This is a genomic window from Stenotrophomonas nitritireducens, assembly GCF_001431425.1.
Classification (GTDB): domain Bacteria; phylum Pseudomonadota; class Gammaproteobacteria; order Xanthomonadales; family Xanthomonadaceae; genus Stenotrophomonas; species Stenotrophomonas nitritireducens.
This window is the reverse complement of the sequence record NZ_LDJG01000026.1, coordinates 15915-30460: the sequence shown is the minus strand read 5'-3', so window position 1 is coordinate 30460 and position 14546 is coordinate 15915. Positions and strand designations below refer to the sequence as shown.

The window sequence follows — 14546 nt, the reverse complement described above, 5'->3', positions numbered from 1 at the left end:
CCCCCCAGCACCGCGCCGGCGACCTCCGGCCTCCGCAGCCAGGAACGGCATGCCGCCCACGCGGCGAATCCTTCGACCCTTCCTTCTGTGGAGCTTGACCATGAAACCCGCCCCCTCCCTGCTGACCCTGGCGATCCTGTCCGGCCTTTCGCCGCTGGCCCATGCCGATGCCACGCCGGACGCGCGCACGCTGGATACCGTGAAGGTGGAGGCCGCGCGCGAGAACAACGCGCGTTCGGCCACCCAGAACGTGCGCGTGGTGACGCGCGCCGAGCTGGACGACGAGATGGCCGAGAGCATGGAAGACCTCGTGCGCTACATCCCCGGCGTGAGCATCGCCGACATGGGGCGTTTCGGCGACAACGGCTTCAACATCCGCGGCATGGAAGGCGACCGCGTGTCGATGACCATCGATGGCCTGGGCATGGCCGAGGGGCTGGAAACCGCGCGCAGCTACGAGTTCTTCCGCGCTGGCCGCGGCGGCGTGGACATCGACACGCTGAAGCAGGTGGAGGTGATCAAGGGCGCCGATGCCATCGCTGCCGGCAGTGGTTCGCTGGGCGGTGGCGTGGTTTTCACCACCAAGGATCCGTCCGACTACCTCAAGCCCAGCGGCAACGACAGCTTCGGCAGCGTCAAGCTCGGCTATACCGGCTACAACGACGAGAAGCTCGGCTCGTTCACCGCCGCCAACCGTACCGGCATCGTGGAGTCCATGCTGGTCTACACCAAGCGCAAGGCGCATGAATCCGAAGGCTGGTACGACTCCACCGCGGTCGCCACCGGCAGCGCCCGGCGCCTGCCGGACCCGATCGACCATGACAGCGACAACGTGCTGGCCAAGGTCGATTTCGTGCTGAGTCCCGAGCACCGCCTGGGCGTGGTGTACGAGCGCAACCGGGTCGACAACCTGGTGGACAACCTCAGCCGGGTCAGCGCGCCGGGCTATCTGCAGCGCTGGGGCGAGGACAGCAACAGCCGCGACCGCTACGGCCTGCGCTATGTGTGGAATGCCGGCAATGCGGCCTTCGACACCGCGCAGCTGCAGGTGGACCGGCAGAAGACCGACAGCCGCGGCATCACCCGCGTGGTGAGCGGCAGCGGCAGTTCGGCCAATCCCACGGTCACGCCGAACACCACCGCCTGCACGCTGGCCGCGACCTGCCAGCGCGCCGAGGACCGCCACACCGCGCAGGTCCTGGACCGGGTGGCGCTGGACATGGACAAGCGCGCCGGCGCGCATGCGCTGATCTACGGCGCGTCCTGGCAGAACCGCGAGATCGACTACGGCGCCATCGACTACCGCTGGAACAATGCCGGCGTGCTGGATACCGCCACCGTCGATCCCGGCCAGGTGCCGCGTACCGACGCCGCGTCGTGGAACGTGTACCTGCGCGACCGCATCGACCTGCTCGACGAGCGGCTGCAGCTCAACCTGGGCGCGCGCTACGACCGCCACGACTACACGCCGCACCCGGATGCGACGTTCGTCGACCGGACCGGCACGGTGCGCCCGGTGCGCTTCGCCTCGCCGACCTGGCAGGCCGGGTTGAGCTACCTGGTGGCGGCGGGACATACGCTGTGGTTCCAGGCCGGGCGCGGCTTCCGCGCGCCGACCACCGGCGAGATGTATGCGCCGACCAGCACCACCGACATCACCGAAGTGGCCACCGGCAAGCTGGTCACCGTACCGACGAGCGCGGCCAATCCGGACCTCGCCTCGGAAAAGAGCCTCAACCTGGAACTGGGCTGGCGCTGGGAAGGCGTGCGTTCGCGCCTGGGCGTCTCGGTCTTCCGCGACCGTTACGACGACTTCATCGAAAGCGTGCGCGTGCTGCGCGATCCCGGCATCGAGTACCGCACCTGCACCGGCACCCGCTGCAGCACCGCGCTGGGCTACAGCTTCTCCAGCCAGGCCAACGTCGGCGAGGTCACCGTCAAGGGCGTGGAAGCCGAGGGCCTGTGGCAGCTGGGCGACGCCTGGCTGCTGCGTGCGGTGTACTCGCACAACGAAGGCGAGCTGCGCGGCGGCAAGCCGCTGGACAGCATCAACCCGGACCGCGGCGTGCTCGGCCTGAGCTGGCAGGGCATGGACGAGCGCCTGCGCCTGACCGGCGCGCTGACCCACGCGCTGGCCAAGAAGCGCAAGGACGTGGCCGTGGCCAGCGACGTGTTCGGACAGGTCGCCGAGCCGTTCCTCAGCGATGCCTACACCGTGTTCGACCTGTTCGGCAGCCTGCGCGTCAATGCGCACCTGAAAATCAGCGCCGGCGTCTACAACCTGTTCGACGAGCGCTATTACCAGTGGGCGCGCATCCGCAATGTCACCCGCGGCGACTTCTACCTGTACGGCTATGCCACCGAAGAGGGCATCGGCCGCTACAGCGAGCCGGGCCGCAACTACCGCGTCAACCTGACATGGACGTTCTGAGCGCTTGCCCGCCGCTCCGGTGAAAGGGCCGCAGGGATGCGGCCCCCTGCACCGGCGCTGGCGGGGTACCAAAAGAAAACGGCCGCATCGCGGCCGTTTTCTTCAGGGGCACAAGCGCCGGTCAGACCGCGCTGTTCGGGCGCGAGGCGGCGCCGCGGCCACGGCCGCCACGGCGGCGGCGTGCCGGGCCGGCCGGCTGGCCTTCGCGGCGTTGGCCGTTGCCTTCGCCACGCGGTGCGCCGGAGGGCTGCCCGCCTGCGCCGCCGCGGCGCTGGCCCGGGGCGTTGTCGCGGTGACCCGCGGGGCGGCCGCCATTGCCGCGGCGCGGCGGGCGTTCGCCACCCGGCTGCTCGGCCTTGCCCGGAGCGCTGTTGCCCCAGCGGATCGGCGTCTGCGGCTCGAAGCCGGCCACGTCGCGGATGTCCATGTCGCGGCCCAGCAGGCGCACGATCTGGCGCAGGTACTTGGCGTCTTCCTGGGCCACCAGCGAGACCGCCTGGCCGCTGGCGCCGTTGCGGCCGGTGCGGCCGATGCGGTGCACGTAATCTTCGGCCACCATCGGCAGGTCGTAGTTGATGACCTTGGGCAGCTCGTTGATGTCGATGCCGCGGGCGGCGATGTCGGTGGCCACCAGCACGGTGACGCGGCCGGCCTTGAAGTCGCCCAGCGCGCGCAGGCGCTGGCTCTGGCTCTTGTTGCCGTGGATCGCCGCGGTCTTGATGCCGGACTTGTCCAGGAAGGTGGCCAGCTTGTCGCTGCCGTGCTTGGTCTTGGCGAACACCAGGGTCTGCTCGCGCGAATCGGCTGCCAGCAGGTGCAGCAGCAGCTCGCGCTTGCGCCCGGCGTCGACCGGATGCACGCGGTGGGCGATGGTTTCGGCCACGGTGTTGCGCGGGGTCACCATCACCTCGCGCGGGTTGCGCATGAACTCCAGCGCCAGCTGCTTGATCGGGTCGGCGAAGGTGGCCGAGAACAGCAGGGTCTGCCGGTTCTGCTTGGGCAGCTTGGCGAGGATGCGCTTGATCGAGGGCAGGAAGCCCATGTCGAGCATGCGGTCGGCCTCGTCCAGGATCAGCACCTCGATGCCGGACAGGTCGACGCTGCGGCGCTCCAGGTGGTCGATCAGGCGGCCCGGGCAGGCCACCAACAGATCCACGCCGCGGCGCAGGATGTCGAGCTGGTTGCCCATGCCGACGCCGCCGTAGATGCAGGTGCTGGGGATGCGCAGGTACTTGCTGTAGCCGCGCAGGCTGTCATGCACCTGGGTGGCCAGTTCGCGGGTGGGGGTGAGGATCAGCGCGCGCGGCCGGCGAGGGCCGTTGCGCACCTCCTGCGCCGAGGTGGCCAGGTGCTGCAGCAGCGGCAGGCCGAACGCGGCGGTCTTGCCGGTGCCGGTCTGCGCGCCGGCCAGCAGGTCGTGGCCTTCCAGCACCAGCGGGATGGCCTGCTGCTGGATCGGGGTGGGGTTTTCGTAGCCCTGCTCGGCGAGCGCGCGCAGCAGGAAGGGCGCAAGGCCCAGATCTTCGAACGACATTGGAAACTCCGTAATGGACGTGCCGGCCGGCAAAGGCTGGCACTGACGGTCGGCATGACCGACCGGCTCGGAGCGTTCCCGTGTAACCGCGCTGCGAGGTGGGGTACGACCGGCGCAGGCGCGCAGGCCGGAATGCATGACGAAAGGCGTCGGAGTGGGAGCGGGCGGGCGGATTCCCCTGGAGGATCCTGCGCCGCCGGTAATCCCCGAGGGAAACGGACGGCCGCTGGCAGACCGCGATAGTCTAAGGGATGTTCGGGAGCGGTACAAAAACCCCTGTTCAGGTATGGTCGGGGCGCCTGGAACTCCCGGTATCGCCGGGGAAGGGTCCCGTTGCCGGCCCGACGTACAGGCCGGGTGGGCGCACGCCATTGCGCGCATGCCCGATGGCCCGGCGTTCTTTTCGCGGCGCTGGTCGTTGCCGGACTATTCGTTACAATCGAAACTTGTTTTCCGCCCCTGGACTGGACGCTCCGATGAAGCTTGGTTCCTTGAAGGAAGGTGGCCGCGACGGCACCCTGATCGTGGTCTCGCGCGACCTGGCCCGCGCCGTGCGCGCCATCGGCATCGCCGCCACCCTGCAGCAGGCGCTGGAGGACTGGTCCAACGTCGCGCCACGGCTGAACGCGCTGTCCGAGTCGCTCAACCACGGCGATGCCGACGGCGTGTTCGACCTGGACATGCAGGCGCTGGCCGCGCCGCTGCCGCGCGCCTACGAATTCGTCGACGGCAGCGCCTACCTGCCGCACGTGGCGCGGGTGCGCAAGGCGCGCGGCGCCGAGGTACCGGAAACCTTCTACACCGATCCGCTGATGTACCAGGCCACCAGCGCCGGCTTCTACGGCCCGCGCGATGCGGTCAAGGTGGTCAGCGAGGACTACGGCATCGACCTGGAAGCCGAGATCGTGGTCATCACCGACGACGTGCCTATGGCGGCGACCCCGGAGCAGGCCGCCGGCCACATCCAGCTGGTCGGCCTGGTCAACGACGTCAGCCTGCGCAACCTGATCCCGGCCGAACTGGCCAAGGGCTTCGGCTTCCTGCAATCCAAGCCGCGCTCGGCGCTGAGCCCGGTGTTCGTCACCCCGGACGAACTGGGCGAGGCCTGGCAGGGCAGCAAGGTGCACCTGCCGCTGGTGACCCACATCAACGGCGAGTGGTTCGGCGCGCCGGAAGCCGGCGTGGACATGCAGTTCGACTTCGCCCAGCTGGTGGCGCACGCGGCCAAGACCCGTCCGCTGTCGGCCGGCGCCATCGTCGGCTCGGGCACCATCGCCAACGAGGACACCTCGCTGGGCGCTTCATGCTTCGCCGAGCGCCGCACGGTGGAAACGCTGCGCGACGGCAAGCCGTCCACGCCGTTCATGAGCTTCGGCGACGTGATGCGGATCGAGATGTTCGACCGCGCGGGCAACAGCATCTTCGGCGCCATCGAACAGCGCATCGAGCAGGCCGCGCGGCCCTGACGGCCTCACGCGCATCGGCTCCACTCCCGGCCGGCGGCGCGATGGACCGACCGGCGGTGCGGGCCACCCCATCGCCGGCGGGTAAGGTGGCCTGCGGGCAACAGGAAACGGACATGCAACAGGCCTTGACGCTCTACAGCTACTGGCGCTCCAGCGCCGCCTACCGGGTTCGCATCGGCCTGAACCTGAAAGGCCTGGATTACGCCATCGTGCCGGTGCACCTGGTGCGCGACGGCGGCCAGCAGCACGCGCCGGCCTATGCCGCGCTCAATCCGCAGGAACTGGTGCCGGCACTGCGCGATGGCGATCGGGTACTGACCCAGTCGCTGGCGATCCTCGAATACCTGGAGGAAACCCATCCGCAGCCGGCCCTGCTGCCGGCCGACGCCGCCGGCCGCGCACGGGTGCGCGCGCTGGCGCAGCTGGTGGCCTGCGACATCCATCCGCTCAACAACCTGCGCGTGCTGCAGTTCTTCGACCAGGAATGGAACGTGCCGCAGGCCGAGCGCGACGAATGGATCCTGCACTGGATGCGCACCGGCTTCGCCGCGATGGAGGCCTCGCTCGCGGCATCGGCGCAGGGCGGGCGTTTCTGCCATGGCGACGCGCCAGGGCTGGCCGACTGCTGCCTGGTGCCGCAGCTGTACAACGCGCGCCGTTTCCACCTGGACATGGAGGCCTTCCCGACCCTGCGCCGGATCGAGGCCGCCTGTCTGGCGCTGCCGGCCTTCGACGCCGCCCGCCCGGAAAACCAGCCCGACGCCGCCTGAGCGCTGTCCATCGCCGCTTTGGGGGCGATGGAGGAACAGCCTCCCGGCTGCTGAATTTGCCACGCCGGGCTCCGCTGCACTCCTTCCCGTCTGCGTATCGCCCGATTGCGTTGCGGACGCAGGACAACAACGACAAAGCCCCGCTTCTGCGGGGCTTTGTCATTGTGCCGTCGAAGCGGCACGGTCCGTTCAGAAGCCGTGGGTGATCGACGCCGGCGCCGCCGCCGCGGAGAAATCGGCATAGGGATCGTGCTCGCCGCTGGCGCCCTCGGACAGGCGGAACTTGAGCGCCAGCCCGTCGCGCGAATCGGCCGCGCGCAGGGCTTCTTCCTGCTCGATCAGCCCGTCCTTGGCCAGCCGGAACAGGCACTGGTCGAAGCTGTGCATGCCTTCCTCCAGCGACTGCTCCATCGCCTGCTTGATCTCGTGCACCTGCCCGCGGCGCAGCAGGTCGCGGATCATCGGCGTGTTGATCAGGACTTCGGTGGCCGGGCGGCGGCGGCCATCGGTGCCCTTGACCAGGCGCTGGCTGATCACTGCGCGCAGGTTCAGCGACAGGTTCATCAGCACGTTGCGGTGCGCGCTCTCGGGGAAGAAGTTGAGGATGCGCTCGATGGTCTGGTCGGCGTTGTTGGAGTGCAGCGTGGCCAGGCACAGGTGGCCGGTCTCGGCGAAGGCGATGGCCGCCTCCATCGTCTCGGCATCGAGGATCTCGCCGATCAGGATCACGTCCGGCGCCTCGCGCATCGCGTTCTTCAGCGCGTTGTGGAAGGCGTGGGTGTCCAGGCCGACCTCGCGCTGGTTGACGATGGACTGCTTGTGCCGGTGCAGGAACTCGATCGGGTCCTCGATGGTGAGGATGTGCCCGGTGGTGGTGGCGTTGCGGTGGTCGATCATCGACGCCAGCGAGGTGGACTTGCCCGAGCCGGTGGAGCCGACCACCAGCACCAGCCCGCGCGGGGTCATGATCACGTCCTTGAGCACGTCCGGCAGCTTCAGCTCCTCGATCGAGGGAATCCGGTTCTTGATCGCGCGGATGACCATGCCCACTTCGCTGCGCTGCTTGAACACGTTCACGCGGAAACGGCCCACGTCGGCCAGCGCGATGGCCATGTTCAGCTCCAGGTCGCGTTCGAACTGCGGCACCTGGCCCTCGTCCATCAGCGAGTAGGCGATCTTCTTGACCATGCCTGGCGGCAGGCCGGTGTTGCCCAGCGGGTAGAGCTTGCCCTCGATCTTGATATGGACAGGCGCTCCCGTGGTCAGGAACATGTCCGATGCGTTCTTTTCGGTCATCAGCTTCAGGAAATAGCCGATATCCATGGATGCGATTCCCCGGGCAATGGCCGCCCACCGTTGCAAGCACACGGCGGCCTTGACGACAATGGCCGCGCTCAACTCTTTCGCGACGGCTCCCCAATGAAACCTAGCTTCGCACACTTGCGACACCTCCTGTATGTGACCGCGTGCGCATCTGCGCTCTGTGCCAGTGCGATGGCGCAGGATCCGGCCGCGGCCGACCTGCTCGCCGCGCAGCAGGCGGTGGAGCGCGCCGATCGCGCCGACGCCGACCAGTACGCGCCGGACACCATGGCCCTGGCCCGGCAGCAACTGGAGCAGGCGCAGCGCGCGGCCGGCGACCGCCGCGAGCGCAAGCAGGCGCCCCTGCTGGCGCAGCGCGCGATGGTCGATGCCGACCTGGCCCGCGCGCAGAGCGGCGAGGCCGTGGCGCTGGCCACGCTGGCGCAGCGCAAGGCCGAGGTGGAACGCCTGCAACGCCAGCTGGCGACCGGGGAGGGACGCTGATGGATATCCGCACTCTGCTCGTGGCCGGCCTGCTGGCCATGCCGATGCTGGCGACCGCCGCCACCGAAGACCCGGCCGTGGCGATGTTGAACCAGCGCCTGATCGCGCTGCAGGCCGACATGCGTACCACCGACCTGGCGGCGCTCGAACGGCTGCAGGCGCAGCAGGCGATCGCCGTGCTGGCCAAGGCCAAACGCAAGGAACTGGACCAGGCGCGTTACCTGGCCGAGCGCCGGGTGGCGATCGCCGAGGCCAGCGCCCGCGCCGAAGCCGCGCGCCGCGAAGTCGACCAGTTGGAGCGTACCCGCAGCGAACTGCTGGTCGAGGCCAGCCGCCGCGAAGCCGCCCGCGCGCGCCAGGAGGCCGAGCGCCTGCGCGTGCAGGCGCAGATCCAGGCCGAGGAGACCGAGCGCATGCGCCAGGCCGCCGAGGCCGAGACCCTGGCCCGGCAGGACGCCGAGGCGGCGCTGACCAGCGTGGCGGGCAAGCAGGCCGCGCGGGTGAATTCGGCCCAGCAGAACGCGGCCAAGCTCGCGCGCGAAGAGGCCGAGCTGGTGTCCGGGCAGAAGCTGCCGGCCTCGAAGTTCGACAACCGCGGCGAGATATTCACCCTCGCTGGCGACGCCTTCGCGGCGGGCCAGGCCACCCCGTCCAGCGCCGCGCGCGACCAGCTCAAGGCCCTGGCCGAGTACCTGAACATCGGCAGGAAGGGGCGGGTGACCATCGAGGGCTACGACAGCGCCACCGGCGTCGGCCAGCGCCGCGCGCAGGCGCTGAAGGACGCGCTGGTGGCGGCCGGCGTCGGCGCCAACCGCATCCAGGTCAGCGGCAAGAAGGCTGCCGCCACGCGCGCCCGTTCGGCCGAGGTGATCGTCGCACCGTGATGCCAGGCCGGCTCACCCGGAACCCATGGAAGGGGGTATCGCCCCGCTCCGGCACTACCGCTTGTGTTGCTCCGGCGGGTGCCGCCGCGGGTCGCACAGGGCTGCCGTAAGGGCTGAATGTGCGGCCGTTCCTGAACCTTCGCCAGCTCTCTCCGCTCCCCTTGCCGGAACCTTTTTTCAGGCGTAGGGTCAATCGTCCGGGCGACATTTTCGTCGTCCGGACAGCGGAGGACCGGGCCAGTGCAACCGTGGCGCGAACCAGTACCAGACAGCTTCCGGGGATTTGACCGGAAGGCGGCTGAGGGTTCGGCCGTGCCCCGCCCGGATCTCCATCCCAAACGCCCCGTGCCGCAAGGCCGGGGCGTTCGTGTTTCCGCATGTAGGAGGTAGTCATGTTCGAAGGGCAGCCGCAGAGTGAGATCGACGCGTTGATCAAGGTCAACCCCGAGTTCAAGCAGCTCTATCAGCAGCACCAGAAGCTGAACAAGAAATGCATGGATGCGGAACTGGGGGTACTCCCCATCGACGATATGACCCTGGGGCAGATGAAACGCGAAAAGCTGCTTGCCAAGCAGAAGCTTCTGCGGATTTATGAAGAACGGCTCAACTGAACCTTCCCCACGCTGAGTTTTTCCGTCGCGGGCAATGGCGGCCTCCTCGTCGGTCGCCATTGCCCGCGTCACTTGCGCAGATTCGGGATGGCAATGGCGCAAGAACCAATCGTCGCCTGACTTTCGGCCATATCCATCGGATAATCGGACTCCGGCCGCCGCGCGGCGCGATCCCAAGCATATCGATGGCAATCCACTCCTCCGTACTCGAACTCATCGGGCGCACGCCGATCGTCAAGGCCCAGCGCCTGGACGCTGGTGTCTGCGAGCTGTACCTCAAGCTCGAAAGCGCCAATCCGGGCGGCTCGATCAAGGACCGCATCGGCCTGTCGATGATCGAGGCGGCGGAGAAGCGCGGCGACCTCAAGCCCGGTGCGACCCTGGTGGAAGGCACGGCCGGCAATACCGGCCTGGGCCTGGCGCTGGTCGCCCAGCAGAAGGGCTACAAGCTGATCCTGGTGGTCCCGGACAAGATGAGCCGGGAGAAGATCTTCAACCTCAAGGCGATGGGCGCCGAGGTGGTGCTGACCCGTTCGGACGTGGCCAAGGGCCACCCGGAGTATTACCAGGACCTGGCCAGGACCATCGCCGAGCGGACCCCGGGCGCCTATTTCATCAACCAGTTCGGCAACCCGGATAACCCCGCTGCGCATGAGTTCGGCACCGGCCCGGAAATCATCGAGCAGATGGGCGGCGAACTGGACGCCATCGTGTTCGGCTGCGGCAGTTCCGGCACCATGACCGGCCTGTCGCGCGCCTTCGCCAAACTGTCGCCGAAGACCGAGCTGGTGCTGGCCGATCCGGTCGGCTCGATCCTGACCCAGTACATCAACGAAGGCACGCTGAGCGACAAGTCGGGCAGCTGGCTGGTGGAAGGCATCGGCGAGGACTTCCTGCCGTCCATCTCCGATTTCAGCCGGGTCAGGAAGGCCTACGCCATCACCGATGCCGAGAGCTTCCATACCGCGCGCGAACTGCTGGGCAAGGAGGGCATCCTCGGCGGTTCCTCCACCGGCACGCTGCTGGCGGCCGCGCTGAAGTACTGCCGCGAGCAGACCGAGCCGAAGAAGGTGCTGGTGCTGGTGCCCGATACCGGCAACAAGTACCTGTCCAAGATGTACAACGACTACTGGATGCTGGACAACGGCTTCCTCGAGCGCCCCCAGTACGGCGACCTGCGCGACCTGATCCTGCGCCCGTACAGCCAGCGCGACACCGTGGTGGTCGGCCCGAACGACCTGCTGACCACCGCCTACCAGCGCATGAAGCTGTACGACGTGTCGCAGCTGCCGGTGATGGATGGCAACCGCCTGGTCGGCATCATCGACGAGAGCGACGTGCTGCTGCATGTCTACGGCGACGAGGCGCGCTTCCGCGACCCGGTGGCCATCGCCATGGTCAGCAAGCTCGACCGCCTGGACGTGAAGTCGCCGATCGAGGCGCTGCTGCCGGTGTTCGACCGCGGCCAGGTCGCCATCATCATGGACGGCGGCGATTTCCTCGGCTTGATCACCCGCATCGACCTGCTGAACTATCTGCGGCGCCGGGTGCAGTGAGCCCGGCGAACCGGGGCGGCTGGTTCAGGCCGCACCGGTAGAATCCCACTTCCTCCAGCCGGAAAGCATCATGACGGACCAGCATCCACCCAGCAGGGATGGCGCGCGCGACCTGTCGCTCGCCACCTTGGCCATCCATGGCGGCCAGTCGCCGGACCCGAGCACCGGCGCGGTGATGCCGCCGATCTACGCGACTTCTACCTACGCGCAGTCCAGCCCGGGCGTGCACCAGGGCTTCGAGTATTCGCGCACCCACAATCCCACCCGCTTCGCTTATGAGCGCTGCGTGGCAGCGCTGGAAGGCGGCAGCCGCGGCTACGCGTTCGCCTCGGGCATGGCCGCGACCGCGACGGTGATCGAACTGCTCGATGCCGGCAGCCACGTGGTGGCGATGGACGACATCTACGGCGGCAGCTTCCGCCTGTTCGAACGCGTGCGCCGCCGCACCGCCGGGCTGGATTTCAGTTTCGTCGACCTGACCGATCCGGCCGCGTTCGAAGCGGCCATCACGCCGAAGACGAAGATGGTGTGGATCGAAACGCCCACCAACCCGATGCTGAAGATCGTGGACATCGCCGCGGTCGCCGCCATCGCACGGCGCCACGGCCTGGTCGTGGTGGTGGACAACACCTTCGCTTCGCCGATGCTGCAGCGTCCGTTGCAACTGGGCGCGGACATCGTCGTGCACTCGGCCACCAAGTACCTCAACGGCCATTCGGACATGGTCGGCGGCATGGTCGTCGTCGGCGACAATGCCGAGCTGGCCGAACAGATGGCCTTCCTGCAGAACTCGGTGGGCGGCGTGCAGGGGCCGTTCGACAGCTTCCTGGCCCTGCGCGGCTTGAAGACGCTGCCGTTGCGCATGAAGGCGCATTGCGCCAACGCGCTGGAACTGGCGCAATGGCTGGAAGCGCACCCGGCCATCGAAAAAGTGATCTACCCGGGCCTGCCGTCGCATCCTCAGCATGAACTCGCGACCCGGCAGATGAGCGGCTACGGCGGCATCGTCTCCATCGTGCTAAAGGGCGGCTTCGAAGCCGCCAAGCGCTTCTGCGAGCGCACCGAACTGTTCACCCTTGCCGAGTCACTGGGTGGCGTGGAAAGTCTGGTCAACCATCCGGCGGTAATGACCCATGCTTCGATTCCACCGGTTCGCCGCGAAAAGCTGGGCATCAGCGACGCACTGGTGCGGTTGAGTGTGGGGGTGGAAGACAGCTGGGATCTGCGCGCAGACCTGCAACGCGCTTTGTCCTGATCGGGTTCCGGCGCGTTGGCGCAGGCAAGAAGATCCAATCCCGCATGAAGAAAGCCCCGGCCTTTGGCCGGGGCTTTCCTGTATCAGTGCACCGTTGCAGGTGGAAATACCGGAGGATGCTGTTCCGCCGACGGAAGCGGGAGCATTAGCGTGGACGAAGGCAGTTCCAGCAGTTCCAACTGGTCGCCAATGGCACGGGTCAGTTCGGTCGCACGCTCATTGGAGCCGACGATATAGGGCACGATCATCAGCACCAGTTCGGTCTTGTTCTTGGTCTTGCTCTGCGACTTGAACAGGTTGCCAACGACCGGAATATCCTTCAGGAACGGGACCCCATTGCCGCCGCCGCTCTGGCGATGGGACATCAGGCCGCCGATGACGATGGAGCTGCCGTCGCGCAGGCTCAGGCTGGTGCCCACCGAGCGGTTGTAGATGGAGGGCGAGCCCAGGCTGTCGCCTTCGGCCATCGGCAACGCCTCGCTGACTTCCTGGCTCAAGGTAAGGTCGACGCGGTCGTCCGAATAGACGGTCGGCGTCATCGACAGGATGATGCCCGTCTTCCGGTACTGGATGGACTGCAGCAGGCTGGAGGTGCCTTCGGTGGTCTGCGGAGAAGTATTGCGCGAGGTGATGATGGGGACTTCGGTACCCACGTCGATCTTCGCCTCCTCGCCACTCTTCACCATCAGTCGCGGCGTGGACAGGATGGTCACACGTTGGTCGTTGGCATAGGCACGCAGCATTGCCCGGCTCTGGCCTGCGACATCCAGAAGGTAGTTCAGGCCAGTGCCTGCCACCTTGCCGACTTCGGGCAGCGTGCCGAATGACAGGCTGCCATTGAAACGACCTGGATTGGTCTTGGCAAACCAGTTGATGCCGAATTCCTCGCTGTCGTCCAGGGTCACCTCGGCGATGGTCAGCTCGATCATCACCTGCCGGGTTTCCTTGTCCATCTGCTTGATCAAGGGTAGCAGGCGCTCCCATTCGGCGGGGTCGCCCTGGAAGATCAGGCTGTTGCGGGGCTCATCGACGACGATGCCGCTGCCGATACCGCCAATGCTGCTGGCAGATACCTGAGGAGCTGCGGTGGCAGTAACGGCGCTGCCGGCGTTCGGGTTTCCGGTCGCGGAAATGGTTGTCGCAGACGAGAAGCCAGATCCCGCCGAGCCAGCAAGTACAGACGCGATGTCGGATGCCTTGGTGTTCTGCACCTGGTAATAGAAGATGGAACGGTTGCCGGAAGCAGGGTTGGGGCGATCCAGATCCCTTGCCCAGGCGGCCGCATGGCGCAGTGCTGCTGGGTCGGCAGCGAAGAGGATCACGCTGTTTACGGCAGGCACCGGCATCACCAGGATGCTTGCAGGCACGCTAAGCGTGGTGCTGGCGCCATAGCCTTGCGCAGCCAAAACCTCAGTCAACTTTGTCGCCAACTGTTCTGCGCTCATGAAGGCCGGCTCAAGCCGGGTACTGACCCGGCCGCGCATGGCTGGACGGTCGAAGACACGTACGGCTTCGGAGGCTTGTCGCACCTGGTCAGGGCGCCCGCTGAGCAGCACCGCGTTGCGCTCGGAGCTTTCTTCCACCTTGACGTCGCTACCGTAGATCGCCTTCAGCCACCGGGATGCTTCGTTGGATCGGATCGTATCCAGCTGCATCAGATAGAAGACCGGACGGTGGGTGATCGGCACCTCAGGCAAGGCACGTCCGCTATAGATGATGGGCGGTTCCAAGGTCGAACCGGCGGTGGCCATCTTGACCTTGACGATCGGGCCGTCGGCGATCATTTCCACGCCATAGTCGCCGAGTACCTGTCGGGCGATGCGGTAGAACTCGGTCGGGGATTGGGGGCGGGATGTCCGCAAAGTGACCAGCTGGTTGAGTTTCTCGACCTCCGGATCCATCTGGAACGTCAAGCCCAGCGAATTGCCCAGCACTTCGTTGATGAATGTCGGCAGCGGCAATCCAATCAGGTTGACACTGAGGGCCTGTCCCCGTAGACCGACAGGAAGCGTATCGCGCAGGGATACGCCGGCAGACGTGCCCCCCACGTCCTCCTGGGATTGCGGGGTAGGCAGTTCGCGCAATTCGGTGCGCGGTTCCGTCGCTGCGGACAAGGAGGTTCCGGCGTTTGCCTGGCTTTGCGAGTTTTTGCTGACGGGCAGTGGGGCCGGCAGGCGGGTCGGTGCCACGGTGCAACCTGCCAGCAACAGGGCCAAGGCGGAAACCAGCCGCG

General features: G+C 67.2%; 11 protein-coding genes. 8 read left to right on the top strand and 3 right to left on the bottom strand.

Going from position 1 to position 14546, the window contains the following annotated elements; translation table 11 throughout:
* Positions 1-100 precede the first annotated feature (100 nt).
* The gene (locus ABB22_RS14990) at positions 101-2431 is read left to right on the top strand and encodes a TonB-dependent hemoglobin/transferrin/lactoferrin family receptor (RefSeq protein ID WP_055772573.1); all 2331 of its coding nucleotides are present in this window, start codon (positions 101-103) and stop codon (positions 2429-2431) included.
* Positions 2432-2552: 121 nt separating this feature from the next.
* Here the strand turns inward: ABB22_RS14990 and ABB22_RS14985 are convergent, their stop codons facing one another.
* Entirely contained in the window at positions 2553-3965 is a 1413-nt protein-coding gene (locus tag ABB22_RS14985) for a DEAD/DEAH box helicase (protein WP_055772570.1), read from the bottom strand.
* Between the two features lie 476 nt (positions 3966-4441).
* Between ABB22_RS14985 and ABB22_RS14980 the strand changes: the two genes are divergently transcribed.
* Both ABB22_RS14980 and maiA read left to right on the top strand, forming a co-directional pair.
* Complete coding sequence (locus ABB22_RS14980; RefSeq protein ID WP_057505314.1) at positions 4442-5431, top strand: fumarylacetoacetate hydrolase family protein; 990 nt, start codon at positions 4442-4444, stop codon at positions 5429-5431.
* 113 nt (positions 5432-5544) lie between these two features.
* Positions 5545-6201 carry a maleylacetoacetate isomerase gene (gene maiA / locus ABB22_RS14975; RefSeq protein ID WP_057505316.1) on the top strand — a complete coding sequence of 219 codons (657 nt, stop codon included), beginning with the start codon at positions 5545-5547 and terminating at the stop codon, positions 6199-6201.
* Between the two features lie 189 nt (positions 6202-6390).
* Here maiA and ABB22_RS14970 read toward each other — a convergent pair whose 3' ends face one another.
* On the bottom strand, positions 6391-7524 hold the full coding sequence (locus tag ABB22_RS14970) for a PilT/PilU family type 4a pilus ATPase (protein WP_057505313.1): 1134 nt from the start codon (positions 7522-7524) through the stop codon (positions 6391-6393).
* A 96-nt stretch (positions 7525-7620) separates the two neighbouring features.
* Between ABB22_RS14970 and ABB22_RS14965 the strand changes: the two genes are divergently transcribed.
* From ABB22_RS14965 to ABB22_RS14945, 5 genes are all read left to right on the top strand, one after another.
* Positions 7621-8007: a DUF4398 domain-containing protein gene (locus ABB22_RS14965; protein ID WP_055772561.1), complete on the top strand. Its 387-nt coding sequence runs from the start codon at positions 7621-7623 to the stop codon at positions 8005-8007.
* Complete coding sequence (locus ABB22_RS14960; protein WP_055772558.1) at positions 8007-8891, top strand: OmpA family protein; 885 nt, start codon at positions 8007-8009, stop codon at positions 8889-8891. The genes ABB22_RS14965 and ABB22_RS14960 overlap by 1 nt, the downstream gene beginning before the upstream one ends.
* 392 nt (positions 8892-9283) lie before the next feature.
* Positions 9284-9502 carry an HP1242/YdcH family protein gene (locus ABB22_RS14955; protein ID WP_055772555.1) on the top strand — a complete coding sequence of 73 codons (219 nt, stop codon included), beginning with the start codon at positions 9284-9286 and terminating at the stop codon, positions 9500-9502.
* Between the two features lie 185 nt (positions 9503-9687).
* The gene (locus ABB22_RS14950; RefSeq protein WP_055772553.1) at positions 9688-11058 is read left to right on the top strand and encodes a pyridoxal-phosphate dependent enzyme; all 1371 of its coding nucleotides are present in this window, start codon (positions 9688-9690) and stop codon (positions 11056-11058) included.
* Positions 11059-11128: 70 nt separating this feature from the next.
* A complete protein-coding gene (locus ABB22_RS14945) occupies positions 11129-12313 on the top strand; it encodes a cystathionine gamma-synthase (RefSeq protein ID WP_057505312.1) in 1185 nt (394 codons plus the stop codon).
* An 83-nt stretch (positions 12314-12396) separates the two neighbouring features.
* Here ABB22_RS14945 and ABB22_RS14940 read toward each other — a convergent pair whose 3' ends face one another.
* Positions 12397-14529 (bottom strand): secretin N-terminal domain-containing protein, encoded by a 2133-nt coding sequence (locus ABB22_RS14940; RefSeq protein WP_161809373.1) that lies wholly within the window; start codon positions 14527-14529, stop codon positions 12397-12399.
* Between the last annotated feature and the right edge of the window lie 17 nt (positions 14530-14546).

What these genes read in the sequence shown, in the direction of transcription:
- ABB22_RS14990 (WP_055772573.1), top strand. Translation starts at nt 101, where the DNA reads ATGAAACCCGCCCCCTCCCTGCTGACCCTGGCGATCCTGTCCGGCCTT.
- ABB22_RS14985 (WP_055772570.1), bottom strand. Translation starts at nt 3,965, where the DNA reads ATGTCGTTCGAAGATCTGGGCCTTGCGCCCTTCCTGCTGCGCGCGCTC.
- ABB22_RS14980 (WP_057505314.1), top strand. Translation starts at nt 4,442, where the DNA reads ATGAAGCTTGGTTCCTTGAAGGAAGGTGGCCGCGACGGCACCCTGATC.
- maiA (WP_057505316.1), top strand. Translation starts at nt 5,545, where the DNA reads ATGCAACAGGCCTTGACGCTCTACAGCTACTGGCGCTCCAGCGCCGCC.
- ABB22_RS14970 (WP_057505313.1), bottom strand. Translation starts at nt 7,524, where the DNA reads ATGGATATCGGCTATTTCCTGAAGCTGATGACCGAAAAGAACGCATCG.
- ABB22_RS14965 (WP_055772561.1), top strand. Translation starts at nt 7,621, where the DNA reads ATGAAACCTAGCTTCGCACACTTGCGACACCTCCTGTATGTGACCGCG.
- ABB22_RS14960 (WP_055772558.1), top strand. Translation starts at nt 8,007, where the DNA reads ATGGATATCCGCACTCTGCTCGTGGCCGGCCTGCTGGCCATGCCGATG.
- ABB22_RS14955 (WP_055772555.1), top strand. Translation starts at nt 9,284, where the DNA reads ATGTTCGAAGGGCAGCCGCAGAGTGAGATCGACGCGTTGATCAAGGTC.
- ABB22_RS14950 (WP_055772553.1), top strand. Translation starts at nt 9,688, where the DNA reads ATGGCAATCCACTCCTCCGTACTCGAACTCATCGGGCGCACGCCGATC.
- ABB22_RS14945 (WP_057505312.1), top strand. Translation starts at nt 11,129, where the DNA reads ATGACGGACCAGCATCCACCCAGCAGGGATGGCGCGCGCGACCTGTCG.